The sequence below is a fragment of the Kribbella sp. WER1 genome, assembly GCF_054189145.1.
Genome location: NZ_CM135186.1, coordinates 2,162,285 through 2,186,102, shown reverse-complemented (window position 1 = coordinate 2,186,102; position 23,818 = coordinate 2,162,285). Strand labels below are relative to the sequence as shown.

Below are 23,818 nucleotides of genomic sequence, written 5' to 3'. Positions count from 1 at the left end.
GTGAATGAATCGCAATAGGCGATTGCGGCTCCACGCGGCGGCCGGGTGCTGACCTATCACGGATCGCAATCAGTCCCGCGCCATCGATTTCGCGGCCGCCGGCAGATCCCGCAGTCCGCGCAGCGGTGAGACGGCCGCGACCAGCAGACCGGCGAGCATCCCCGCCGTGACGAGCAGCAGCGTGGGACGGAGTCCGAGCGCGGTCGCCAGTACGCCGGAGCAGGCCGCGCCGACCGCCTGGCCGCCGATCACCAGCGTGCGCCAGGACGCGCTGACCTGACCCACGAGGTGCGGTGGGGCCATCGCCTGCCGCAGGGTGCGTTGCGGTACGCCGAACAGCGACATTCCGAGGCCGGCGAGGGCCTGACCGAGAAGGATGACCGGCGTCAGCCCGGTGAACAGAGCGACACCATTCAGTGACGCAAGGAATGTGCCGGTCAGATAGCACGGCCCGATACCGACACGCCGGTACCAGGCGGGGGCGACAAGGGTCCCGGCCACCGCGGCCGCCCCGAACGTGGTCAGAGTCAGCCCGACGAACCCGGCCGACTGGTGCAGCTCGCGGATCAGGAACAGGACGACGAGCGGTCCCTGCATCGCTCCGGCCATGGCCGCAATCCCCGCGGACGTCACGAGCGGCCTGAGCATCGGGTCGCCGAACAGCACCCGGAGCCCTGCGGTCAGCCGTACTTCGGCCCGCGGCGGGGCGGGTACTCTTTCCGGCTCCCGGATCAGGTAGGCCGTCACCGTGGACACGACGTACGACGCCGCGTCGACGAGGATCGCGAACGGTGCGGTGAGCACCTGGACGAGTAGGCCCGCGGCCGACGGCCCTAGCGTCGTGGCGAGGTTCAGGTTGAGCAGGGCGGCGCTGTTGGCGCGCATGAGGTCCTCGCGGGGGACCAGGGCCGGGATGATCGTCTGCGAGGCGGTGTCGAAGAGCAGAGTCAGTGCTCCGGTCAGTACGGCGACGACGTACAGCTGCTCGATCCGGAGGACGCCTACTGCCGCGGCTGTGGGAACCGAGCCGAGTAATACCAGTCGGCCGAGGTCCGTCCAGATCATCACGCGGCGCAAGGACCACCGGTCCACCCAGACTCCGGCCAACAGCCCGAACACGAGGTGTGGAGCGATCGACAGCGCCGCCAACGCGCCCATCTGCACAGCCGAGGCATGCAGGGTCACGACGGCTACCAGCGGCAGGGCGACCGTTGTGACCGCACTGCCCGACGCCGACACCAGCTGCCCGATCCAGAGCTTCCGGAACTCACCTCGCACGACCCATGCCATGCTCGTGAACCTGTCACGCAGCAGAGCCGCCCGACTACGCCTGTTCGCCGTGAGCAGAGGCGTTCACTCAACGCGAAACACAGGCCCCCTTGCCGTGAACGGCAGCGACGCACTACGCGGGATCAGCCAGGCGTGCTCCCGCCGGACGCGGACCACGTCGCACTGCCCGTCCGTGATCAGCAGGATCGGCCCGTGCGCCGGGAAGTCGTCGGCGCGCTCCAGCAGGTCCACCCCCGGCTGCAGGACCGTCCCGCCGCGGCCGTGCACCTTCACCCGCCCGGCGATGTCGTCCACCGGGACGTAGCCCGCGTCGTACGCCGCGGCGTCGCAGTACACGACCCGCGCGGCCGGTACGTCGCGCGCCCGTGAGTACGACGCGATCGCTCCGAGCGCCTTGCCGAGCAGCTCGCGGTTCATCGAGCCCGACGTGTCGAGGACGACGCCGTACGTCGGGAGCCGTTCCAGTTCGAGCGGGCGGATCCAGCCGGGGCGGGGGATGTCCGGCGTACCGGACTGGCGGCGGGAGGCCCGTGCGTACGTGCGGCGCTTCTCGACGGCGGGAACGTGCTCCTCGAACCAGCGGGCCAGCTGCGCGTCCCAGGCGAGCGGCGGGTGATCCAGTGCGCGGATCTCCTCCACCAGGCCGGCAGGGATCGTGCCGCGGCTCGGGTCGTGGTAGGCGAGCCCGGTGTTCAGGGCGCGCCGGTAGATGTCGTCCAGCCCGGCTGCTCTGGCTGCTTCTCCCGCGTGCGGCAGCGGATGACCGAGCACGTCGCCGAGCCCTACGCCGCGCAGCGTCGCCAGCTTCCGGTAGCGGCGCAGGTCGGTGGTGATGCGGTCGTAGACCTCCTCGGCGGACATGCCCTTGAGCTGCGGGTCGTGCAGCGCCCCGTCGGGCATGGTGCCGACGCCCATCTCCAGGAGCCAGCCGTTGATGACCAGGTCCGCGGCCACGTTCCACAGGTACGGATCACGGCCGCCGACGCGTTCGCCGTGCCGGAGCGCGGCGTGCAGCATCTCGTGGGCCATCACGAACCGCCACTCGTTCTGCGTGAGGTCGGTCAGCGGGTTCACGTAGATCTCGCCGGCGCTCGCGTTCACCGCGGCGGTGTGGATGTCCCAGCCGCGGGCCAGTTCCGCCTCGGCCACAACGGACATGCTCGAGGCGATCGCACCCAGCAACGGGTACGACGACACGAACCAGCCGAGCGCCAGGTCCCACTTGTCGCGTCCCTTGGTGGTCAACGACGACCGTACGCCGCCGGCCACGTCAACAGCTGCTGCTGCGGCCGCGGAGAGGCCTGCCGCGAACAGCTCGTCCCAGTTCGGCTGTTTGCCCCAGCCGTTCCAGCGGACCGTGATGACATCAGCTGCGTGTCCCGCGACGCCCAGGCTGTCGTACTCGGCAGGTACGCCAGCGCGGCGCCACAGGCGAGCCAGGCGGTCCTCTTCCATGCTGGGGAAGGTGGAGGGGAGCTCTACGACCGGTGTGCCTAGCTTGAGCGACTGTAGGTATCGGTTGACGGCTACATCGCAGGCCGCGCTGGCTGCCTGGTCCGCTGTGGTGTGACCGAGCCCTAGGTGGATCAGCAGGTGCGCGAAGACCCACGTCCACTCCTCAGGCGTCGCCCGACGGGTGCGGTGCGTGGAGATCCGCCCAGCGGTGTCGATGACCGCCCAGCCGTCGTCCGGGCAGGTGTCGTCGCGCACCGGGCCGGACATCCGGTCGGTCATCGGCGCGAACAGCGGGTGCGCGACGATGCCGGCCCAGGCCGCCTGGATCGCCTCGAGCGCCGGATCGCGGTGCTTCCGCTTAGGCACGGGCCGCCACCAGCCGCGGCAGGTCACGGCTCACCTCGACCAGGAACCACGTCGGCAGCACCGGGCGCCCGTCGTCGTCGGACGCGATCACCAGCTGCGCGACCTCCAGCGAGATCTCGGCCAGCTCCACCAGCAGCGCCTTGCCGCGGTGCGCGAGCTGCCGGGCCGCCGGACTCGCGGAGGCCTTGTCCGCGGCCAGTTCCTTGACCAGCCGGGCGCGGAACGTCTCGGCCAGGAAGTACAGCAGGTCGCGGTCCTCCGGCGCCGCCGGCCAGCCCGCCTCACCCTTGAGGACGGCGTCCAGCCCGAACGCGTGCCGGACCGTCTTCACGTACGCGCGGAACGCGGACGCGTGCGCCGCGGACAAGGTGCCGAAGGCAAGGACCCGGAGCGTCTCGTCGGACACCTCGTCGCCGTACGAGTGCAGGGCGTCGGACAGCATGTGCCAGCTGCGCGGTGTGGAGAACGGCTCCTCGGTCTTCGGCGGAGCGGTCCACAGGTGGTCGGGACGGTTGCGCAGGTAGTCCAGCACCCACGAGTGGATACCCGCCGTACCGGCCCACTGCAGCCAGTCGGCCGCGGAGGCGCGCAGGTGGACGTGGACCAGCCGGTTGACCAGAGCGCTGGCCATCGGGCGGGCCAAGGCGTTGTCGGTGGCGCGGTTGCCGGCGCCGATCACGACGGATCCCTCGGGCAGCTCGTACTCACCGATCCGGCGGTCCAGGATCAGCGAGTAGAACGCCTTCTGTACCTCGGCGGACGACGCGTTCAGCTCGTCCAGGAACAGGCAGTACGGCTGGTCGCGCGCGATCGCCACCGGGGGAGCGAACCGGCTGCGGCCGTCGACGATCTGCGGTACGCCGATCAGGTCCTCCGGGGCGAGTTGCGTGCCTAGGAGCGTCACGCACTCCAGGCCGAGCGACTCCGCGAACGCGCGGACCAGGCTGCTCTTCCCGATGCCGGGTGCTCCCCAGAGGAACACCGGGCGGACCACTGCGACGTGCAGTAGTACTTCCGGCAGTTCGGCTGCCGACACCGTGATTCCCGCCTGCATGCGTTCCTTTCGCGTTGGTGGCCAACGTTCCAGGATCCTCGGGACGTCACTGGGTGTCACCTGGTTTTCGCGGGTCGCTTCCGTTACCGGCGGTTACTGGCTAGGGTGCGATGGCTTATGAACGGCTGGGGGGTCTCGTGTTTCGTGCCAGAGCTGTTGCTGTCTGCTCCGTCGTACTGCTGCCGCTGACCGCGGTGCAGGCGAGTGCTGCCGATCCTGTTGAGGCCGGGGTGCTCGTCCCGGGCCATGCGGCCGCCGACGTGGGCCTGTCGGGCGCGCGGGTGGTGGTGTCGGATCCCGCAACACATGCCGTTTACGAGACCAGCAACAGCGGAACGACGTGGACAGCCTCTGGTGGTACCTCTACCGGTAAGGCGTTGCAAGTGGAAGGCTCAGCGCTGCTGACGTTCGACGGCAGTACTGCGAAGGTCGGCGGGCTCACGTTCCCGGCTGCGGACGACGTGGTGCTCGGGAAGGGCGGGCTGCTCGTTTCGCACCGTGCGGCGAGTGCTGCGACGGCTGAGGTCTACAACGTGGCCAGCAAGGCCAAAGTGGCCGACATGGCGCCGCCGTTCGCGCTCTCCGGCGACACGGTGTGGAAGGTGACCTCTCCTGGGCATTTGGACGGTAAGAACCTGACTACGGGTGACGTCAAGACCGTTCTGGTCGCCAGCGCGTGCACTGTGGGGCCTGGCGGTGTTAACGGGCGTTGGGCGGTGCTGAGCGGCTGCAACCAGGTCGTCGACGTCAACGGCCCGCAGCCGCCGCGGAACCTCGCCGTTGCCGCGGACTCCCAGCTGGGCAACGGATTCGCCGTACAGAAGTCCGGGTCGAACCTGCTGGTCACGGACCTGAACGACCCGGAGCTAGGGCAGCGCAGTTACGGGCCGAGCGGCAATAGCTTCCGGGCGGACGGTTCTGGGCTGGCCAAGCTCGTGTACGCCGACGCGTCGAACAACGTGCGCGTGGCCACGCTGGGCTGGCTGACGGCGGACCCGCAGCAGCATCCGGACACCGTTGCGCCCGTACTGACGAGCGCGTCCGCGGGTGAGAGGGTGCGGGACAACACGAGCCTGTCGTTCGACTGGGTGTACGACGACCCGCAGGACCCGAACTCTCCGGCCAGCGGCGTACTGAGCTACGACGTCCGGATCCAGCAGCGGCCGAACCGCACGGCGCCGTACGGCGCGTGGAACGAGGTTCCGGCCTGGCAGGGCCTCAAGACGACTGCTGCGAGTGTCTCGGCCCCAATTGGCACGGACACGTGCTGGCAGGTACGGGCGCGCGACTACGCGGGCAACGTGAGCGCCTGGAGTACGTCGTACTGCAGCGAGGTCGACGGTACGGCGCCGTCGCTGGTCACGTGGCGGATCGGGGACCGCGTCCAGCTGAGCGGCACGGCCACGGTGCGCTGGGCGTACAAGGACGACACCGACGTCGCGTCGTACGACGTGGTCTACAAGACGGCCGCGTCCGGCGTGGCGCTCGGCAAGTGGATCTACCCGGCGAACTGGCAGAACACCCGCATCAACGCGATCACGTGGACCCCGAGGCTCGGCTGGGACGAGTGCTTCATGGTCCGCGCCCGAGACTATCTCGGCAACCTGTCCGCGTGGTCCGCCCCGATCTGCTCCGCCGCCCCCGACGACGACCGCGCCCTCACCTCCGTCGGCACGGTGACGCGCACCACCAGCACCCTGGCCTTCCAGGGCACCACGACCATCCTGCGCGCGAACGGCGCCTACCTCACCAAGGCCACCGAAGCCGGCCAGCGCATTGCGCTCGTCGCACTCCACGGCCCGGGCCAGGGCAAGGTCGACATTTACCACGCGAATGTGAAGATCGGCACGGTCAACCTCGCCGCCGCGACCACCTCGCGCGTGCTCACCTACTTGCCCACAACGGTTTTCCGCACCGGACCGGTGAAGATCGTATCCACCGGCACGGCGCCGGCGTCGATCGACGCAATCGCCTTCCTGCGCGCGCCGTAGTCCCGGCAGAGAATTTCGGTACCTGTCGGTCCGATCCCGGTTTCAGCGCCGCCGGACGGGGGAAGACAGACGAAGTACTGAATACGACTCGGGGACTGAACTGGGAGGGAACCCTTGTCACTGCAGTATCCGTCGGCGCGAGCCGCCGACGTCCGGCAGTTCGCTGTGCCCGCAGGTGGGCCGCCCGCTTCCACCGAGGAGCCGCCACAGCGAGCCGGATAACGAATCCCGATGGACGCCTACGCCTTGCAGCGCAGCTGGGACCAGGTCACGAAGCACGGAGAACAGGTACCGCTGTACTTCTACTCCCACATCTTCGTGTCCAATCCCGAGATCCGCGCGATGTTCCCGCTGTCGATGTCGAACCAGCGGGACAAGTTCGTCAGTGCACTCGGCCGGATCGTGAGCCACGCGAACCAGATCGAGAACGACGCTGCGTTCGTGAAGCACCTCGGCCGCGACCACCGCAAGTACGCCGTGATGGCCGAGCACTACAACGCCGTCGGCGCCTCGCTGTGTGCCACGCTGAAGCACTTCCTCGGCCCCGAGTGGGACGAGGAGCTCGCCGCGGAGTGGACCGCGGCGTACCAGGTGATCGCCCGGATGATGGTCGAGGCGGCGGAGTCGTCCTCGGAGTCCAGCCCGGACTGGTGGGACGCGGACGTGGTCTCGGTCGAACGGCGCACCATGGACCTCACGCTGATGACCGTCCGGCCGCGGCACGGGTACAAGTTCCTGCCCGGCCAGTCGGTGTCCATGGAGATTCCGCAACGCCCACGGCTGTGGCGGTACTTCAGCCCGGCCAACGCCCCGCGGGCCGACGGCTCGATCGACCTGCACGTACAGCAGATCGACGGTGGCCAGGTGAGCCCGAGCGTCGTACGGACCCTGAAGCCGGGTGACACGGTCAGACTGGGCGCCCCGGTCGGCGAGCGGCTGACCCGGCGGCAGCACGACCCCGGCGACCTGTTGATGGTCGCCGGCGGGACCGGGCTCGCCCCGCTGCTCGCGGTGCTCGAACAGATCGACAACGAGTGGACACGCTCGGGTACGGCTCCGCATGTCCAGCTGCTGCACGGCGTACGGATGCCCTGGCATCTCTACGAGCGCCCGAGGTTGCGGGAGCTCGCCCAGACGCGGCCCTGGTTCGACTACACCGAGGTCGTGTCGGCCGACGGGTCCTACCCGGGCACCCGCGGAAAGGTGGGCACGGTCGCCGCCCGGCAGCAGTTGGCCGGACGTACGGCGATGGTGTGCGGCGGCCCGCAGATGGTCGCGCACACGCTCGAGCGCCTGGCCGCCGCGGGCGTGCCGACCGAGCACATCAAGTACGAGAACTTCTACTACGCGGCCGCGGACGACCACACGCCGTACACGCCCAACCCGTCGCACCCGCCGCACACAGCGTTCACCAGGTCAGGAGACAGCACATGACCAGTAGCAGCCGCCGCCACGGCTCTGCGCAGTACCAGACACCCGACTTGATCCGCGGCGAGCTGTTCCGGCGCCGGATGCGCGGCCTCGACCCGAACGAGGTCTACGGGTACCTCGACGTGCTCGCCGATCAGGTGCAGGACTCGGCCAAGCAGCTCGACAAGAGCCGCGCCGAGAACGACCGGCTCCAGGACGAACTCCGGCGTACCCGGGCCGAGATGCAACGGCTGCAAGGGGAAGTGGATGAGTACGAGCAGGCCGGCGATCGGGTGAACGAGCAAATCGTGCAGCTGTTCAGCGAGGCGCAGCTCGTCGCCGAGGAGATGGTCCAGGACGTCAGCCGGGACGCCCGCGAACGGATCGGCCAGGCCCGTGCGCACGAGCGCCGGATCGTCGAGGAGGCCATGGACGCGGCCGGCCAGCAGGTTCGTTCGTACGCACAGTCCGCGCAACAGCGGATGCAGTCGATCGTGGACTCGTTCAGCACCGAGATCGACCAGCTCGGGAACGACGGCCAGTCCGGTGCGGCAGGCGGGTCAGCCCGGCATCAGAAGGACGCGTGGTTCGACGAGATGAGCGACTGGCAGCGCCGGCTGCGCAACGAGCGGGGTCCGGCGTCCCCGGGCACGGTGTGACGGGACCGGATCCGTACGGAGTGCCGTCATGTCGTCCAGCGAAGAACGCTGCCCTGTCCATCCTTCTCGTGTCTCCTTCACCTCGCTCACACCGTCCGTTCGAGTCCGCCGACCCGCCCCCGCCAGGCGGGCAGGCACCCGGAGCCGGCGGTTGCCCGCGATACCGCTCGGAGTGCCGCTCGCTGTCGTCTCGCTGGCCGTACCCATCGCCGCGCTCGGCGCGCTCGGGCTCGGCCGGAACGAGCACGGCGGGATCCCGGCCGCCGTCCGCCTTGCGCTCGGCGTCGCCACGCTGCTGCTCGGAGCCGGTCTCTGCGTGCGGCAGCTGGTCGCCGTACGGGCCGGTGAACAGCTGTTCCAGCTGAGCCGCCGTCGTGGTTCGACCCGATCGAGCCGCCGCCCGGCGGCACGTCCGCAGCAGGCCTCGGCGGAGCAACGGCGTCGTACGCGACGTGCCGCTGCCGAACGGGCGCCGGGGAACGCCGACCTCGACGGGCTTCGTACCGCAGCCAAGGAGTTCCTCGAGCTCTTCCACGGCGAGAACCCGGAGGCCGGCCCGCTCGCGCCACGGCTCGCCGCGGTGCTCCGCGAGATCGACCTGACCGGCACCTACTGGCACACGCCGGAAGAGCTGACGTTCGGCGCCCGGGTCGCCTGGCGGAACAACGAACGGTGCATCGGCCGGCTGTACTGGCGCAGTCTGCAGGTGCGCGACCTGCGCACGGTGTCCGACGCCGGCGCCGTCGCGGAGCGCTGCTTCGAGCACCTGTCGGCGGCGCACAACGGCGGCAAGATCCGCCCGATCATCACCGTGTTCGCCCCCGACGCCCCGACCCGCCCGGGTCCGCGGATCTGGAACGAGCAGCTCATCCGGTACGCCGGATACGCGCAACCGTCCGGCCGCCCGGTCGGAGACCCGCGGTACGTCGGCTTCACCGCCGAGCTGATCCGCCGCGGCTGGCAACCACCCGAACGCCGCGGCGCGTTCGACGTACTGCCGCTGGTCGTGGAGACGGTCGACGAGGGGCCACGGCTGTTCCGGCTGCCCGCGCAGGCCGTCCACGAGGTACCACTCGAGCACCCGGAGCTGGGTTGGTTCGCCGGCCTGGAACTGCGCTGGCACGCCGTCCCCGTGATCAGCAACAACCAGCTGGAGATCGGCGGCGTCTCGTACCCCGCCGCGCCCTTCAACGGCTGGTACATGGGCACCGAGATCGGCGCCCGCAACCTCTCCGACACCGACCGCTACGACCTGGTCCCCGAGGTCGCCCAGCGGATGGGCCTCGACACCACCCACGAAACGTCCCTCTGGCGCGACCGCGCCATGGTCGAGATCAACCGCGCCGTCCTGCACTCGTTCAACCGCAACGGCGTCACGATCACCGACCACCACACCGAGTCCCGCCGCTTCCTCCTCCACAAACAACGAGAAGAACAAGCCGGCCGCACCTGCCCCGCCGACTGGACCTGGATAGTCCCCCCGATGTCGGCGTCCCAGACCCCCGTCTTCCACACCTACTACGACACCGACCCCAAAACCCCCAACTTCACCACAGACCCCCAAACCACCACCCGAGCCCTCGAAGGCCACCCCCCAGCCTTCCCAACCACCCCCTGAAGGCAACCCACCCCAAGCGGGTGAGCTGACGCAGACACATCCCCTGGGAGCCGAGCGACCCCGCCAAACCCAAGCCCGGGGGTGAGCGACCCGCGAAACCCGAGCCGGGAGGCGAGCGAAGCGAAGCCGCGAAGCGAGCGACCCGCCAAACCCAAGCCCGGGGGTGAGCGACCCGCGAAACCCGAGCCGGGAGGCGAGCGAAGCGAAGCCCTAGGGGGTGCGGGTGGCGGAGCCCCCGCTCGCGCCGAGCGGAGCGAAGGCGTACAAAACGACGAGGACGAGCCGGTCCGCGCTTTCTGCGGACACGGCTCGCCCTCGGCCGAGAGCGGGTGACGAGAATCGAACTCGCGTAATCAGTTTGGAAGACTGAGGCTCTACCATTGAGCTACACCCGCGTGCCCGGACATGATTCCACATCGGTGCCGTTGGACTCAAAACGCCACGGGCGGAGCCGCAATCTGCGCAGTCGTGGGCCCCGGTGGCGCGAGCACTGGTCCGGGTCGACTAGACTCGTGCGGTCACTGCGGGGCGTAGCGTAGTGGCTAGCGCGCCTGCTTTGGGAGCAGGAGACCGCAGGTTCGAGTCCTGTCGCCCCGACAAACCCCGTGCAGTACCGGCTGTGGCGTCGGCTGTCCGGCGTCGCAACATGTCACCGAATCAAGGAGAACCGCCACCGTGAAGAGCACCGTCGAGTCCTTGAGCCCGACCAAGGTCAAGCTCATCGTCGAGGTGCCGTTCGAGGAGCTCAAGCCGAGCCTCGACGCGGCGTACAAGAGCATCGGCCAGCAGATCGTGGTGCCGGGCTTCCGCAAGGGCAAGATCCCGCCGCAGGTGATCGACCAGCGGGTCGGCCGGGGCCCGGTGCTGGAGGAGGCGATCAACGACGCGCTCCCGAAGCTGTACTCGCAGGCGGTGAGTGACAACCAGGTCAAGGCGATCGGCCGGCCTGAGGTCGACGTGACCGACTTCAACGACAAGGAGAGCCTGCAGTTCTCCGCCGAGGTCGAGGTGCGGCCGGAGATCACGCTGCCGGACCTGGAGGGTCTGGAGGCGTCGGTCGAGGACGTCGCGATCTCGGACGACGAGGTCACCGAGCAGATCGAGTCGCTGCGCCAGCGGTTCGGCTCGCTGAACCCGGTGGAGCGGGCGACCGCTGACCAGGACTTCATCACGATCGACCTGTCGGCCAGCAAGGACGGCGAGAAGGTCGAGGAGGCGCAGGCGACCGGCCTCTCGTACCAGGTCGGCTCGGGCCAGCTGCTGGACGGCCTGGACGAGGCGGTCGTCGGCCTGAGCGCGGGCGAGAAGAAGACGTTCGTCACCCAGCTCGTGGGCGGCTCGCTGAAGGGCGAGGACGTCGACGTCGAGGTGACGGTGACCGCGGTCAAGGAGCAGGAGCTGCCGGAGTTCGACGACGAGTTCGCGCAGACCGCGTCGGAGTTCGACACGGCCGACGAGCTGAAGGCCGACGTGCAGACGCGGCTGGAGCGCGGCAAGCGTCTGGAGCAGGCCGGCGAGGCGCGGGACGCGGTCCTGGAGAAGATCCTGACGCTGGTCGACGTGCCGGTCCCCGAGGGCCTGCTGACCGACGAGCTGGCGGCCCGCAAGGAGAACCTGGAGCAGCAGCTCGGGTACTCCGGGATGACGATGGAGCAGTTCCTCGAGGGTGAGGAGCAGACCCAGGACGAGTTCGACGAGGACCTGAAGAAGCGGTCCGAGGACGCGATCAAGGCGCAGTTCGTGCTGGACCTGGTGGCCGAGCAGCAGGAGCTGAGCGTCAACGACCAGGAGCTGACCGAGCACATCGTGCGGCACGCGCAGCGTTCGGGTGTCAGCCCGGACCAGTTCGCGCAGCACGCGGTGGAGAACAACCTGGTCCCGAGCCTGGTGTCGGAGGTCGTCCGCGGCAAGGCGCTGGCGTACCTGGTGGAGAACGCCACGGTCACCGACGCGTCCGGCAACACGGTCGAGCTGAAGACGCTGCAGCCGGACGGCACCTACGCCGACCCGGAGGCCGCCGAGGCAGCCGACGCCGAGACCCCGGCCGACGAGCCGGAGCCGGCCAAGGCCTGAGCGGATCAGCGCCTGAGCAAGTCCCGCCGACACGGCCCGGGAACCCACGACGGGGTCCCGGGCCGTTCGCATGCCGTCGCCCGTTCGCGATCCGGCTGTTAAGTTCCTCGCCTAACGTGCTCGGTGAAACGATTTCCGAGCGGAGGAGGCGGGTGTGGCCGCGTTGCTGGAGGAGCCCGAGGTACGGCGGGACGCCGACCGGCCGGAGCTCCGCGAAGTACCTGACGAGACAACCGTCGAGGAGTCCGGATCGGTCGTCCTGTGCGGCTGGTAGCGCGGACCGGATTCGCTGACAGCAGACACCGGCGCGACGAACGGTGCGCCGTGAGCGAACACCTCCCGCCCAGCCTTAGGTCTGTCGCCCGGGCCCAGTAATGTCGGGTTCGTGAACGAGACATTTGCAGCCAGCCCCACCGCCGCGGGCGGCAACGGCTCCGGCGGACAAGACGACGACATCTACCGTGAGCTGCGGAAGAACCGGATCATCTTCCTGGGGTCCGAAGTTCGCGACGACAACTCGAACGCGATCATCGCGCAGATGCTCCTGCTGAACGCCCAGGACCCGAACGCGGACATCTGGTTGTACATCAACTCGCCGGGCGGCTCGGTGGACTCCGGCATGGCGATCTACGACACCATGCAGTGGATCTCGAACGACGTCGCGACCGTCGGGATGGGCCTGGCCGCCTCGATGGGCCAGTTCCTGCTCTGCGCCGGTGCGAAGAACAAGCGCTACGCGCTGCCGCACGCGCGGATCATGATGCACCAGCCGTCCGGCGGTATGGGCGGTACGGCGTCGGACATCAAGATCCAGGCCGAGCAGTCGCTGCACCTCAAGGCGCTGCTGTTCCGGCTGATCTCGGAGCACACGAACCAGCCGCTCGAGCAGGTCGAGAACGACGCCGACCGGGACCGCTGGTTCACCGCCGAGCAGGCCAAGGAGTACGGCTTCATCGACCACGTGGTCACCAGCGCGGCTCAGCTCAGCCAGGGCAGCCCGAACTCCTGATCTCCCACTCCGTCAGTTAAGGACGCACCATGAACTACTTCATCCCGCAGTGGGAGGAGCGCACGTCGTACGGCATGCGCCGGATCGACCCGTACACGAAGCTGTTCGAGGACCGGATCATCTTCCTCGGCACGCCGATCACGGACGAGATCGCGAACGCCGTGATGGCGCAGCTGCTGTGCCTGCAGTCGATGGACTCCGACCGCGACATCAGCATCTACATCAACTCCCCGGGCGGCTCGTTCACCGCGCTGACCGCGATCTACGACACGGTCCGCTACATCAAGCCGGACGTTCAGACGGTCTGCCTCGGCCAGGCGGCCTCGGCCGCGGCGGTGCTGCTGGCCGCCGGTACGCCGGGCAAGCGGCTGGCGCTGCCGAACAGCCGGATCATCATCCACCAGCCGGCCACCGAGGGGACGTACGGCCAGTCCTCCGACATCGAGATCCAGGCGAACGAGATCCTCCGCCTGCGGGCGCTGCTGGAGACGATGCTGGCCGACGCGAGCGGCAAGTCCCGCGAGGAGGTGTCGCGCGACATCGAGCGGGACAAGTTCCTGACCGCCGAGCAGGCGATCGAGTACGGCCTGATCGACGATGTCCTGCAGAGCCTCAAGACCCCGGTCCCGGCCGGTGTCTGAACGGGTTCGAAAACTGGCTCAGCCGGTCTGACCGGCTGTCAAGAGCCTGACGCGTTCGCCACCGGCGTAGTCACAACCCGGTGGCGAGCGCGGTTTTTCGGCCCCGTACGGGGTACCGTCGAATTCGGTCCGACTGCGCATAGAAGGGATCTGCACCGGTGGCACGCATTGGTGACGGCGGCGACCTGCTCAAGTGCTCGTTCTGCGGCAAGAGTCAGAAGCAGGTCAAGAAGCTCATCGCCGGTCCCGGCGTCTACATCTGCGACGAATGCATCGATCTCTGCAACGAGATCATCGAGGAGGAGCTGAACGAGGGCTCCGAGGTCGGTCTGACGGAGCTCCCGAAGCCGCGGGAGATCTACGACTTCCTCAACGCGTACGTCGTCGGTCAGGACGTGGCCAAGAAGGCACTCGCGGTGGCGGTCTACAACCACTACAAGCGGGTCCGCGACGGCCAGGGCAGCTCGACTGCCGGCCGGCACGCGAAGGACGAGGCCGTGGAGCTGGCCAAGTCGAACATTCTGCTGATCGGCCCGACGGGCTGCGGCAAGACGTACCTGGCGCAGACGCTGGCCCGGATGCTGAACGTCCCGTTCGCGATCGCGGACGCGACGGCGCTGACCGAGGCCGGGTATGTCGGCGAGGACGTCGAGAACATCCTGCTGAAGCTGATCCAGGCGGCCGACTACGACGTCAAGAAGGCCGAGACCGGGATCATCTACATCGACGAGGTCGACAAGATCGCCCGCAAGAGCGAGAACCCGTCGATCACCCGGGACGTCTCCGGCGAGGGCGTGCAGCAGGCGCTGCTGAAGATCCTCGAGGGGACGACCGCGAGCGTGCCTCCGCAGGGCGGCCGCAAGCACCCGCACCAGGAGTTCATCCAGATCGACACCACGAACGTGTTGTTCATCGTCGGCGGCGCGTTCGCCGGGCTGGACCACATGGTCGAGCAGCGGGTCGGCAAGAAGACGCTCGGCTTCAACACCAGCCGCGAGCCGGAGAAGCCGAAGGAGCTCGGCGGGTACGCCGACGTGATGCCGGAGGACCTGCTGAAGTTCGGGTTGATCCCGGAGTTCATCGGCCGGCTCCCGGTGATCACGACCGTCTCGCCGCTGGACCGCGAGGCGCTGATCAAGATCCTCTCCGAGCCGAAGAACGCGCTGGTCAAGCAGTACCGGCGGCTGTTCGAGATCGACAACGTCGAGCTGGAGTTCAGCGACGACGCGGTCGAGGCGATCGCCGACCAGGCGCTGCTCCGGGGCACCGGCGCGCGCGGTCTGCGGGCGATCATGGAAGAGGTCCTGCTGAACGTGATGTACGAGGTGCCGAGCCGGGAGGACGTAGCGAAGGTCGTCGTCACCGGCGAGGTGGTGCTGGAGAACGTCAACCCGACGCTGATCCCGCGCGACCAGATCGAGCGCACCAAGCGCGACCGCCGCGAGAAGAGCGCATAAGTTCATTCCACAGGGGGAGGCCGGGTCCGCCGTACGGCGGGTGCCCGGCCTCCTTCTCGTGGTGGACGCGACGGGAGCAGCGGCGCGCCTACGGTCGGTGACATGACGCCCAGAAGAAGACTGTCCTTCGCCGCCGTGGCGCTGGTGCTGCTGACCCCGATGACGCCTGCCGTGGCTCAAGCGAAGTCCGTCGTACCGAAGATCGCGTGGACCAGTTGCGGCACCGACCCGAAGCTGAAGCCGTTCCAGTGCGCGAGTGTCGAGGTCCCGGCGGACTACGACCACCCGCACGGTCCGACCACGACGATCGCGCTGACCCGGCTGCCGGCCACCGACCCGGCGCACAAGATCGGGACGCTGTTCACGAACCCGGGCGGCCCCGGCGGGCCGGGGGTCGAGTTCATCCAGCAGGCAGGGCAGCAGATCTACAGCCCGCAGGTGCGGGCGAGGTTCGACATCCTCGGCTTCGACCCGCGCGGTGTCGGCGGTTCCGATCCCGCGACCTGCTACCCGACCCAGGCCGACGAGACCAAGGCGCTCGCGAACGTCCCGGCGTTCCCGGTGGGCGCGAAGGAGGAGCGCCAGTTCATCATCGACGGCGCGAAGCTCGCGGTCAGCTGCCGGACCACGTCGCCGGACCGGCTGGCGCGCTACTCGACGGCGAACGTTGCCCGGGACATGGACCTGCTCCGGCAGGCGGTCGGCGACGACAAGCTCTCGTACGTCGGCTACTCGTACGGCACGTACCTCGGGGCGACGTACGCCAGGCTGTTCCCGAACAAGGTCCGGGCGCTCGTCCTCGACGGCACGCTGTTCCCGGAGTGGTACTCGGGCTCGGACGGCGACAGGTCCCCGGTCGGGGTGCGGCTGCGGCAGGGCGAGGGCGCGTACGACACGTACGAGCAGTTCCTTGCCGAGTGCAAGAAGGCCGGCGCGAACTGTTCGCTGAACAGCTTGGGTGATCCGAAGACGGTCGTCGAAGGCACCATGGAGCGGCTGAAGACGCACCCGGTCGACGTCGCCCTGCCGGACGGCTCCACGCTGAAGATGACGTACGCCGTCGCGGTAGCGATCACGTTCTCGAACCTGTACGACCCGATCGGGTTCCCGGCGCTTGCCGACATGTGGGTTCAGCTCACGCAGCTGTCCACTACCAACCGTGCGCTCGCTGCGCGGAAGGCCCCGCAGGCGATCGTGGAGTGGAACCGTCGCAAGGAGGACTACAGCTCGATCGGCTCCGCGTTGCAGCCGTGCGTGGAGGCGAAGCAGTCCGGCCGTCCGCTGGCGTATCCGGCGTTCGCCGCGGCCGCGGACAAGCGGGCGCCGCACTTCGGGGCGTACCGCGCGTGGATCGGCATCCAGTGCGAGTTCCTCGGCATCCGCGACCAGGACGCGTTCCTCGGCCCGTGGCCGAACAAAGTGAAGCAGCCCGTCCTGGTCTTCGGCACCCGCCACGACCCGGCAACGCCGTACCAGGCCACCCGGCCGTACGCCGACCTGTACCCGGACGCGCGGATGGTGACCGTCGAGGGCTGGGGTCACACGACGATCGGGAAGAGCGCCTGCGCCGACCGGCTCACGACGCAGTACCTGACCGAGCTGAAGGCGCCGAAGGACGGGACGACCTGCAACCAGGACCGGAAGCCGTTCGACCCGGTGCCTACAGGGACGCGAGCACCGAGTCTGCTGCCGCAATAGTCTCGTCGACCTGGGCCGCGGTGTGCTCGGTGGACAGGAACCACAGTCCACGCGGGACGATGTTGATCCCGGCAGCGAACAGCCCCGCGTGGAAACGAGCCATCGCGGCCCGGTCGCAGGCAGCGAACGTGCGGTAGTCGGTGACCTCGGCCTGGTCCGTGACGTACGTCTGGAAAACCGGGCCGGGGCCGTCGACCAGCAGCGGTACGCCGTGCCGGGCAGCGGCCGTACGCAGACCGTCCATCAAACGCCGACCGATGGCGTTCAGCGGCGGGTAAACGGAAGCACGGTCCTCGTCGAGGTGCCGTAGGACGGCGTCGGCCGCGGCCATCGCGACCGGGTGCGAGTTGAACGTGCCCGCATGCGCGACCTTGCCGTCGGCGATGGTCGTCATCACCTCACGGGACCCGACCAGCGCGGACACCTGCATACCGCCGGCCATCGCCTTCCCGAAGGCAGCCAGGTCGGGTACGACGTTCAGCAGCTCGCCCGCACCGCCCGGGGCGACCCGGAAGCCGGTGATGATCTCGTCGAAGATCAGCAGAGCGCCGTGTTGCCGGGTGAGCTCCCGTAGCCCTTCCAGGTAGCCGGGTGCCGGTGTGATGCAGCCGGTGTTGCAGAGCAGCGGCTCAAGGATGACGGCCGCGATATCGTCGGTCATGACCTCTTCGACGGCCTGAAGATTGTTGTAGGGCAGCACGATCAGGTCGTCCGCATCGTGTCGCGGCTGGCCCGCCGTACCGCCGACCGCGGTCGGATGCCGCGCGTCGCCGGCCAGTGCGAGGTCCGGGTGCACGCTGTACAGCACCGGGTCGAGCCAGCCGTGGTAGTTGCCTTCGAACTTCACGATCTTCGGCCGTCCGGTGTGCCCGCGGGCCAGCCGGATCGCGCCGTGCACGGCCTCGGACCCCACGCTGTTGAAGCGGACGAGTTCTGCCGCGGGGATCATGCTGCACAGGCGTTCGGCGACCTGTGCCTCCAGCTCGTGCTGGGCGGCGTACGCGACGCCACGGCGTACCTGGGCGGACACCGCGTCGGCAACCAGCGGCGCGGCGTGGCCCAGCAGGTTGGGGCCTTGGCCGAGCACGTAGTCGACGTACCGGTTGCCGTCCACGTCCCACAGCTCGGCACCGTTGGCGTGGTCAACGAACAGCGGGCGCTCCGCGCGGCGGGCGTCGCTGGACACTCCGCCCGCGATCACCTGCTGGGCACGGGCGTACAGACGGTCGGCTTGGGTGTGCACGGCGTCCTCCAAGGGCGGTCAGTCGAGCTTTTCGGTCAACAGCCGGAACTGCTGGCGTGGCCGGCCGCCGCCGGTGGACCGCGCCGGTGGCAACGGCCAGGCGAGGCCCGCGTCGACCAGTTCCTTCAACATGCGGCGGCCGGTGCGTTGGGTGACCTGCATGATCGCGGCGACGCTCTCGACGTCCACGACAACCTGCCGGCCGGGGGTGGGGCTCATGGCGGACGCGATCGACGTGACGATCTCCAACGCCCGCTGGTCGATCGGTGTCTCGTCCGGTGCGGCGTCTGTGGTGGCAGGGCCTGGCTCCAGGTCCAGCCGCTCGCTGCTGCCGTCCAGGTACACGGCTGCTTTCCCGCCGGCCGCTGCGGACTCCTCAACAGCCAGAAGAGCGTTGGCCTCCGCAGCACGAGCGGTCTGCCCCGTTCCAGCGCCCACAGCCACCGGTACGCCGAGCTGGGCCGTCAACGCGCCTAGGAACGGCGCAAACGCGAACTGCTCGGTCAACCGCACCAGGGCGCCGTAGGTGGTGGTAACCAGGAACAGGGTGTCCGAACGGCGCGTGACAGACGCTCCCACCTGACGGGCCTCCGCCAGCAGCTTCTGGTGCGTCAACAGCGCCAGCTCCTGCTGCCAGTAGTCCCCGGACTCGGCACGCGACGGAATCACCTGAACGGCGATCATCGCCAACTGGTGCGCCCCCATCCGCGTCCCTTGTCCCAGCAGTACGGCGGTTTCCAACGCGTCCCGCACACTCGACCGCGTCGGCGCGATCCGCAGCACAGGTACGCCGGCCGCCTGCAGGTCCCGCTCCACCGACAGGATCGTCGTCAGCGCGACCGTGGTGTGCTGCCGCTCGTACTTCTCCCGGTGGAACGCCACGAACCCGTCCACGGACGCAGGACCCTCGTACGGCACGTCGTACACCTCGCCGGTGTCCAGGCCGATCTCGGCGTACGCCTCCGCGACGTCCGCGAGTGAGAGCGAGTCGATGCTGACCCGGGCGAGGTCGACGTCCGCGATCGTCAGCGACGCCCGCAGCAGGGCGGCGTACAGCGCGGCGCCCGTGAGCGGCAGGTGTGTGGACGGGACGGTGAGCCAGTGGCCGGTCGTCGCCAGGTCGAACGCCCACGGGCCGGGGAACACCGCCGAGTCGATCCGGTCCCGCAGCCGCTGGTAGCGCTCCTCCGCCTCGGACTGGTCGTCGTACCCGCCGGTGAGGAACCGGATGCCGTGGGCGGACCGTTCCGCGACCTCTTGGCCCACCTCGGTCATCGTCTTCACCAGCCGTCGCGGCCCGAACAGCCCGACCGTCACCGCCGGTACCGTCTCGTCGTTCATGCGTCAGCCCCTCGTTCTCCCGGCCCGTCCGGCAGCGGCCGCCACCGGAACAGCGTGCGGGCGTTCCCGCTGAGAACATCTTGACGTTGCGCCTCGGTCAGCGGTGCGCACACCACCCGGCCGAGCGACATCCGCTGGTCGATGAACGGGAAGTCCGACCCGAACAGCACCCGGTCGCTGCCGACCTGGTCGACCATCGCGCGGATCAGCGGCCCGGTCATCTGCGACCCGCAGACCTCGAGCAGCAGCGACCCGTACCGGCGGGCCGCCTCGATCGCCTCGTCGACGCCGGGCGGGGTGATCCCGGCGTGCCCGAGGATCACCGACGCGCCCGGGTACCGCTCCGCGACCGTCTGGAACATGACCGGCGAGTCGTAGGGCGACCTGTGCTCGGAGTGCGTGAGGACCGGGCAGCCCGTCTCCGCCGCGAACTGCCAGACGGTGGCGTACCGCGCGCCGGTCACCGGGTAGTGGTGCAGGCTCGGGTGCACCTTGATGCCGACGAACCGGGTGTCGTCGGCGAGCCGCGCGAGCTCGCGCTCCGGGTCCTGCCAGGGGTTGATGACGGCGTACGCCGCGATCCGGTCCGGGTACGCGTCGACCGCGGCGAGTGACTGGGAGTTCCCGAGATGCGCGTCCTGCTGGATCGCCCGGTTGGCCGCGAGCACGGTGACGTCGGTGCCGGTGGCATCCATCACCTGCACCATCGTCGCGGCGTCCGGCGAAGGGATGAAGAACAGCGAGTACGGGCCGAGGTGCGCGTGCACGTCGACGCTGCGGTACTGCGGACTCCGGCCGATCACGACGCGTCTCCGCGGCGGAACAGCCGTCGGGCGTTGCCGGCGCCGACCCGCTGGACGGTCGCGTCGTCGAGCCCGGACCAGGCCAGCCGGACGATGCTTTCGCCGGGGTCGCGGACGCCGAGCCCGGTGGCGAACAGCAGCCGGTCCGCGAGCCCGTGCGCGGCCAGCCATTCGGCGCCCTGGTGCGCGGCGAAGTCGACGAGGTCGACGTGAACGTTGGCGTGACCATCGAGTATCGCCCAGAGCTCGCGGAGCTTCCGGTAGCCGAGGCTGGAGATCACGATCGGGAGATCGGGGTGGCGGCCGGCGATCGCCTCGAAAGCCGACCAGGACAGCTCGGCGGCGTCGACGCACAGCGTGAGGCGGTTGGCTTCGAGAGCCTCGAACAGTTCGGTCAGTAAGGAGGGGGAGTAGCCGTGCGAGGCAGGGTGGATCCGGAAGGCGGCAACGCCGTCGTCGAGGGCGCGGTCGACCAGGGCGGTCAGCGAGTCCAACTCGCCGGCTGTTGCCGGCACGGCCGTCCAGCAGGCGAGGACGCCGCGATCGGCCAGGCTGTGGGCGACCGCGGACGCCTCGTCGTTCCCGCCGATCGGGTCGTGCAGCCACGAGGCCATCGCGCTCACGAGCGCGCCGGACAGCTCGAACCGGTCGAGATGGGCGGCGATCGCATCCCGGGAACTCGGCGGCAGCAGGCTCGCCGGATGCGCCCCCGTCACCACCCGCGCGTCGAACCACCCCTCAGTCATCCACTCCTCCGTCCACGGTCCAGGGACCGGCGTACGGAAGGGTGAGGTGGGCCCAGCCGTCCGCCACCACGGCTTCCACGGTGATGCCGTTCAGCTGGAGCTGTCCGGAGGTGCGGAGCCACAGACCGCAGCGTGCCGGGGCGTTCACCTCGAAGCGCAGGCGGTGGCCGGTGCGGCGGGCCAGGACGGTGACGTCCTGGCTGGAGCGGAGCAGGCCGGGGAGTTCGCGGGTGCGCCAGCCGGTTGCCCAGGACAACTTTCCGTCGACGGTGCGGGTGCAGGTCGACGCGGTGAAACGGTCGGCCGTCGTGCCGATGCTGACCACGCCGTCCTCGACCGTCACGTCGCCCGGTGCGCGCGGCACCAGGACAGTGGTGAGGTTGCCGCCGGGGACGGCCAGCGAGTACAGCGGGCCGTACTCGGCCGTCCGACTGCCCAGGATCGGTCGGCGAGCAGTTCCCTCGGTCGCTTCGGCCGGGGTCGGGGTGACCAGCAGCAGATCCCCACTCGTGTAGGCACCCGGGCGCGACTCCTGCCAAGGGTGTAGGGCGTGCCAGTAGGTGTCGCATTGCGCGGCCTCGGTCTCGTCCACGACGACGAAGTACGTCGGCTCGTCGCGCACCATGACGATCGTCCGCGACTGGGGAACGCCGTACCCCTGGTGGCGGCCGGAGAAGACCGCGACCGGTCCCACGTCGACCAACGGATCGACCTCCACGCGACGGTCCGTGGACAGCTCACGCCCGTCCACCACCACCGTGTTGTGCCCGATCCCCGCCTGATACCAGGTCAGGTACGACGGATCGTCGTAACTCGGTGGACCGCCGGCCTCCCACAACAACGGCTCGTCCCACCCGTCCAGCACGAAGTCGAGTACCGCGCGATGCGAGTGCGACTCCAGCTCGTGCTCGATGTGTGGCCCGTGGTTGATCACAGCCCGCACGTCCGCACCCCGCAGGATCGTGTACCCCGACTCGGGCAGCACTGTCGACGCCGCCAACTCGGTGAAGTCCTGTGCCTCGATCAACTGCCTGCCACGCTCCAACGACTCAGCCGGCCACTCGATGCCGCTGTCCTGGAGATGCGGCATCCACCCGCCGGACGACACCAGCTCGGCCATCCACGTGTGCATAGCGGCGAACCGCGGATGCGCCGCCACGGCCGGGTCGATCCGGGCAGCGGTCTGCAGCGCGGTCAGCACCATTCGGTGGTACCCGGGCGACCTCTCGTAGTGCCCGCCGTCCGGATAGACGTCCAGCACCAGGTGCTCCTCGATCCGTTCCCTGGCACGCGTCGCCCACGCCTCGGCCTCCACCAGCCCGGGCAGTACGGCGCTGAGGTGCAACAGCTCGGTAGCGCACACCAGTTGCCAGTTCCCGTGCCGGAACACGTCATGCTCGTCGTACGCCCATCGCGCACCACCGACGAGTGTCGCGACCAGCCGGCCCCATACGCAGTCGGAGAGCGGTGAGGTCGTCAAAACCTCCAACGTCGGCAGGAGACTGCGACAGCGAGCCCAGGTACCCAGCGAGTACCAAATCGGGTCCAGCCCCGGCCACTCGCCGACAACGCTGTCGCGTTGCTCCACCCATTCGTCCAGGTGCCGCTCAAAAGCCTGCAGATACCGGTCATCACCCGTCAGCGACCACGCTTGCACGCCAGGCAGCAGCCATCCGAGGTAATGGAACCCGTAGAGCTGTGAGCGTCCAAGACCGGCGCCCGTGACATCAACACCCTCCAATAGCCGCCCAGCAGCCACCAACGCGTCGTCAGTACATGAGAGCGGCCAGGCAGGCGGCCGCATCTCCGCAGCCACGTGCGCACGCAGCCCGGCCAGATCAGCAGCCGGTGAGCCGAACGCCTTCAGCAGGTCGTCCGGCGAGATCCGATTGATCCGCTCGTCGATGTGCCGCGGCTTCTCAGGACCCGAGTTCACGAGACCTCGACCGGTTGCCGCGTCTCGATCGACCGGTGCGCAGCCTCCAGTACGGCGGTGACGTCCCGGCTGCTCTCGATCGTGATCAGCGGTTGCCGTCCGGTCCGGCAGCAGTCGACCCAGTGCGCGATCGCGTCGGCGTACGCCCCGGACGGGATCCCGTGCATGACCCGCTGCAGCATGTTCCGCGGGTACGTGTACCCCTCCGGCCGCGCCAGTACGACGCTCTCCTTCTGCCGGTCGAGCTGGACGACGCCGTTCTCCGCGACCACCGAGACGTACGAGTCCACCGTCGTCGGGAACGTGTTCGGGTAGATCCACGCCGACTCGAACGTCGCGACCGCGCCGCGCGAGTACTCGGCCTGGATCTGGATCGCGTCCGGTGTATCGATCCCGAGCGACCGCAGCTTGCCCCAGCGCGCGGTCGCGTACACCCGGCGGACCTGGTCGCGGAGCAACCACGACACCAGGTCGATGTCGTGGCTGGACAGGAACCACGCGCACGTCGTCCGATCCGCCCAGGACAGCATCTCGGTCGGCACGAAGATCGTGTCGTCCTTGCGCGCGTACGCGACCGCACCCTCGCCGAGCTCCGCGAGCAGCTCGTGGGCCTGCGCGTACGCCGGCACCCACCGGTGGTTGAACAGGCACATCGCGACCACGTCGTTCGCCCGGATCGCCGCCACCGCGGCGTCCGCCTCCGCGACCGACGTGGTCAGCGGCTTCTCGACCAGGATGTGCTTACCGGCCGAGGCGGCCTGCACCATCATCTCGCCGTGGACGTCGTCCGGCGTGGTCAGTACGACCGCGTCGACGGAGTCGCTCGCCAGCAGGGCCGTGAGATCGGGATGCACCGCCGGCCGGGCGCCGCGCCCGCCGATCTCGTCGGCCAGCTGCTCGGCGGAGTCCGCCGACCGGCTGGTGACCGCGGTGATGACGGCGTCCGGCCGGGCGGACAACGACAGCGCGTTGCCGCGTCCCATGATCCCGGCCCCGACGATCCCGATCCGCAGCTTGTCGGACATCAC

At 69.2% G+C, this 23,818-nt stretch carries 18 protein-coding genes and 2 tRNA genes; 10 read left to right on the top strand and 10 right to left on the bottom strand.

All coding sequences use genetic code 11. The annotated features are described in order from the left end of the window. Positions 1 to 69 precede the first annotated feature (69 nt). The 3 genes from ACXJJ3_RS10685 to ACXJJ3_RS10675 form a co-directional block, all read right to left on the bottom strand. Entirely contained in the window at positions 70 to 1,290 is a 1,221-nt protein-coding gene (locus ACXJJ3_RS10685) for an MFS transporter (RefSeq protein WP_458169812.1), read from the bottom strand. A 63-nt stretch (positions 1,291 to 1,353) separates the two neighbouring features. Beyond that, positions 1,354 to 3,111 (bottom strand): vWA domain-containing protein, encoded by a 1,758-nt coding sequence (locus ACXJJ3_RS10680; RefSeq protein WP_458169811.1) that lies wholly within the window; start codon positions 3,109 to 3,111, stop codon positions 1,354 to 1,356. Continuing rightward, positions 3,104 to 4,165, bottom strand: a complete 1,062-nt coding sequence (locus tag ACXJJ3_RS10675; protein ID WP_458169810.1) for an ATP-binding protein — start codon at positions 4,163 to 4,165, stop codon at positions 3,104 to 3,106. Before ACXJJ3_RS10675 ends, ACXJJ3_RS10680 begins: the two co-directional genes overlap by 8 nt. A 137-nt stretch (positions 4,166 to 4,302) precedes the next feature. Here ACXJJ3_RS10675 and ACXJJ3_RS10670 point away from each other — a divergent pair, with 137 nt between their 5' ends. From ACXJJ3_RS10670 to ACXJJ3_RS10655, 4 genes are all read left to right on the top strand, one after another. Then, a complete protein-coding gene (locus tag ACXJJ3_RS10670; protein WP_458169809.1) occupies positions 4,303 to 6,156 on the top strand; it encodes a hypothetical protein in 1,854 nt (617 codons plus the stop codon). Between the two features lie 231 nt (positions 6,157 to 6,387). Further along, a complete protein-coding gene (locus ACXJJ3_RS10665; RefSeq protein WP_458169808.1) occupies positions 6,388 to 7,590 on the top strand; it encodes a globin domain-containing protein in 1,203 nt (400 codons plus the stop codon). Continuing rightward, complete coding sequence (locus ACXJJ3_RS10660) at positions 7,587 to 8,225, top strand: DivIVA domain-containing protein (RefSeq protein ID WP_458169807.1); 639 nt, start codon at positions 7,587 to 7,589, stop codon at positions 8,223 to 8,225. Before ACXJJ3_RS10665 ends, ACXJJ3_RS10660 begins: the two co-directional genes overlap by 4 nt. 172 nt (positions 8,226 to 8,397) lie before the next feature. Further along, complete coding sequence (locus ACXJJ3_RS10655) at positions 8,398 to 9,843, top strand: nitric oxide synthase oxygenase (protein WP_458169806.1); 1,446 nt, start codon at positions 8,398 to 8,400, stop codon at positions 9,841 to 9,843. Between the two features lie 324 nt (positions 9,844 to 10,167). Here the strand turns inward: ACXJJ3_RS10655 and ACXJJ3_RS10650 are convergent. Beyond that, a tRNA-Gly gene (locus tag ACXJJ3_RS10650) sits at positions 10,168 to 10,238 on the bottom strand. A 129-nt stretch (positions 10,239 to 10,367) separates the two neighbouring features. Between ACXJJ3_RS10650 and ACXJJ3_RS10645 the strand changes: the two genes are divergently transcribed. The 6 genes from ACXJJ3_RS10645 to ACXJJ3_RS10620 all read left to right on the top strand — a co-directional run bounded on the left by ACXJJ3_RS10645 (position 10,368) and on the right by ACXJJ3_RS10620 (position 16,721). Further along, a tRNA-Pro gene (locus tag ACXJJ3_RS10645) sits at positions 10,368 to 10,440 on the top strand. 78 nt (positions 10,441 to 10,518) lie between these two features. Next, positions 10,519 to 11,916 (top strand): trigger factor, encoded by a 1,398-nt coding sequence (tig, locus tag ACXJJ3_RS10640; RefSeq protein ID WP_458169805.1) that lies wholly within the window; start codon positions 10,519 to 10,521, stop codon positions 11,914 to 11,916. A gap of 385 nt (positions 11,917 to 12,301) precedes the next feature. After that, positions 12,302 to 12,925 carry a ClpP family protease gene (locus ACXJJ3_RS10635; RefSeq protein WP_458169804.1) on the top strand — a complete coding sequence of 208 codons (624 nt, stop codon included), beginning with the start codon at positions 12,302 to 12,304 and terminating at the stop codon, positions 12,923 to 12,925. 29 nt (positions 12,926 to 12,954) lie between these two features. After that, a complete protein-coding gene (locus ACXJJ3_RS10630) occupies positions 12,955 to 13,566 on the top strand; it encodes an ATP-dependent Clp protease proteolytic subunit (RefSeq protein ID WP_371400770.1) in 612 nt (203 codons plus the stop codon). A gap of 158 nt (positions 13,567 to 13,724) precedes the next feature. Continuing rightward, positions 13,725 to 15,023, top strand: coding sequence for an ATP-dependent Clp protease ATP-binding subunit ClpX (gene clpX, locus ACXJJ3_RS10625; RefSeq protein WP_458169803.1), 1,299 nt, complete (start codon positions 13,725 to 13,727; stop codon positions 15,021 to 15,023). Between the two features lie 102 nt (positions 15,024 to 15,125). Continuing rightward, positions 15,126 to 16,721 (top strand): alpha/beta hydrolase, encoded by a 1,596-nt coding sequence (locus ACXJJ3_RS10620; protein WP_458169802.1) that lies wholly within the window; start codon positions 15,126 to 15,128, stop codon positions 16,719 to 16,721. Here the strand turns inward: ACXJJ3_RS10620 and ACXJJ3_RS10615 are convergent. From ACXJJ3_RS10615 to ACXJJ3_RS10590, 6 genes are read right to left on the bottom strand one after another with little or no spacing between them, the layout of a single operon-like run. Continuing rightward, a complete protein-coding gene (locus ACXJJ3_RS10615) occupies positions 16,684 to 17,964 on the bottom strand; it encodes an aspartate aminotransferase family protein (protein ID WP_458169801.1) in 1,281 nt (426 codons plus the stop codon). The two genes, ACXJJ3_RS10620 and ACXJJ3_RS10615, sit on opposite strands and share 38 nt — an antisense overlap. An 18-nt stretch (positions 17,965 to 17,982) precedes the next feature. Beyond that, positions 17,983 to 19,305, bottom strand: coding sequence for a hypothetical protein (locus ACXJJ3_RS10610; RefSeq protein ID WP_458169800.1), 1,323 nt, complete (start codon positions 19,303 to 19,305; stop codon positions 17,983 to 17,985). After that, positions 19,302 to 20,108 (bottom strand): amidohydrolase family protein, encoded by an 807-nt coding sequence (locus ACXJJ3_RS10605; RefSeq protein WP_458169799.1) that lies wholly within the window; start codon positions 20,106 to 20,108, stop codon positions 19,302 to 19,304. The genes ACXJJ3_RS10610 and ACXJJ3_RS10605 overlap by 4 nt, the downstream gene beginning before the upstream one ends. Next, positions 20,105 to 20,854 (bottom strand): amidohydrolase family protein, encoded by a 750-nt coding sequence (locus ACXJJ3_RS10600; protein WP_458169798.1) that lies wholly within the window; start codon positions 20,852 to 20,854, stop codon positions 20,105 to 20,107. Before ACXJJ3_RS10600 ends, ACXJJ3_RS10605 begins: the two co-directional genes overlap by 4 nt. Next, the gene (locus tag ACXJJ3_RS10595; RefSeq protein ID WP_458169797.1) at positions 20,847 to 22,790 is read right to left on the bottom strand and encodes a heparinase II/III domain-containing protein; all 1,944 of its coding nucleotides are present in this window, start codon (positions 22,788 to 22,790) and stop codon (positions 20,847 to 20,849) included. Before ACXJJ3_RS10595 ends, ACXJJ3_RS10600 begins: the two co-directional genes overlap by 8 nt. After that, positions 22,787 to 23,815, bottom strand: a complete 1,029-nt coding sequence (locus tag ACXJJ3_RS10590) for a Gfo/Idh/MocA family protein (RefSeq protein ID WP_458169796.1) — start codon at positions 23,813 to 23,815, stop codon at positions 22,787 to 22,789. Before ACXJJ3_RS10590 ends, ACXJJ3_RS10595 begins: the two co-directional genes overlap by 4 nt. Between the last annotated feature and the right edge of the window lie 3 nt (positions 23,816 to 23,818).

Coding starts and splice junctions, on each gene's coding strand:
- ACXJJ3_RS10610 (WP_458169800.1), bottom strand. CDS start 19,305: ATGAACGACGAGACGGTACCGGCGGTGACGGTCGGGCTGTTCGGGCCG.
- ACXJJ3_RS10665 (WP_458169808.1), top strand. CDS start 6,388: ATGGACGCCTACGCCTTGCAGCGCAGCTGGGACCAGGTCACGAAGCAC.
- ACXJJ3_RS10630 (WP_371400770.1), top strand. CDS start 12,955: ATGAACTACTTCATCCCGCAGTGGGAGGAGCGCACGTCGTACGGCATG.
- ACXJJ3_RS10675 (WP_458169810.1), bottom strand. CDS start 4,165: ATGCAGGCGGGAATCACGGTGTCGGCAGCCGAACTGCCGGAAGTACTA.
- ACXJJ3_RS10660 (WP_458169807.1), top strand. CDS start 7,587: ATGACCAGTAGCAGCCGCCGCCACGGCTCTGCGCAGTACCAGACACCC.
- ACXJJ3_RS10590 (WP_458169796.1), bottom strand. CDS start 23,815: ATGTCCGACAAGCTGCGGATCGGGATCGTCGGGGCCGGGATCATGGGA.
- ACXJJ3_RS10620 (WP_458169802.1), top strand. CDS start 15,126: ATGACGCCCAGAAGAAGACTGTCCTTCGCCGCCGTGGCGCTGGTGCTG.
- ACXJJ3_RS10685 (WP_458169812.1), bottom strand. CDS start 1,290: ATGGCATGGGTCGTGCGAGGTGAGTTCCGGAAGCTCTGGATCGGGCAG.
- ACXJJ3_RS10600 (WP_458169798.1), bottom strand. CDS start 20,854: ATGACTGAGGGGTGGTTCGACGCGCGGGTGGTGACGGGGGCGCATCCG.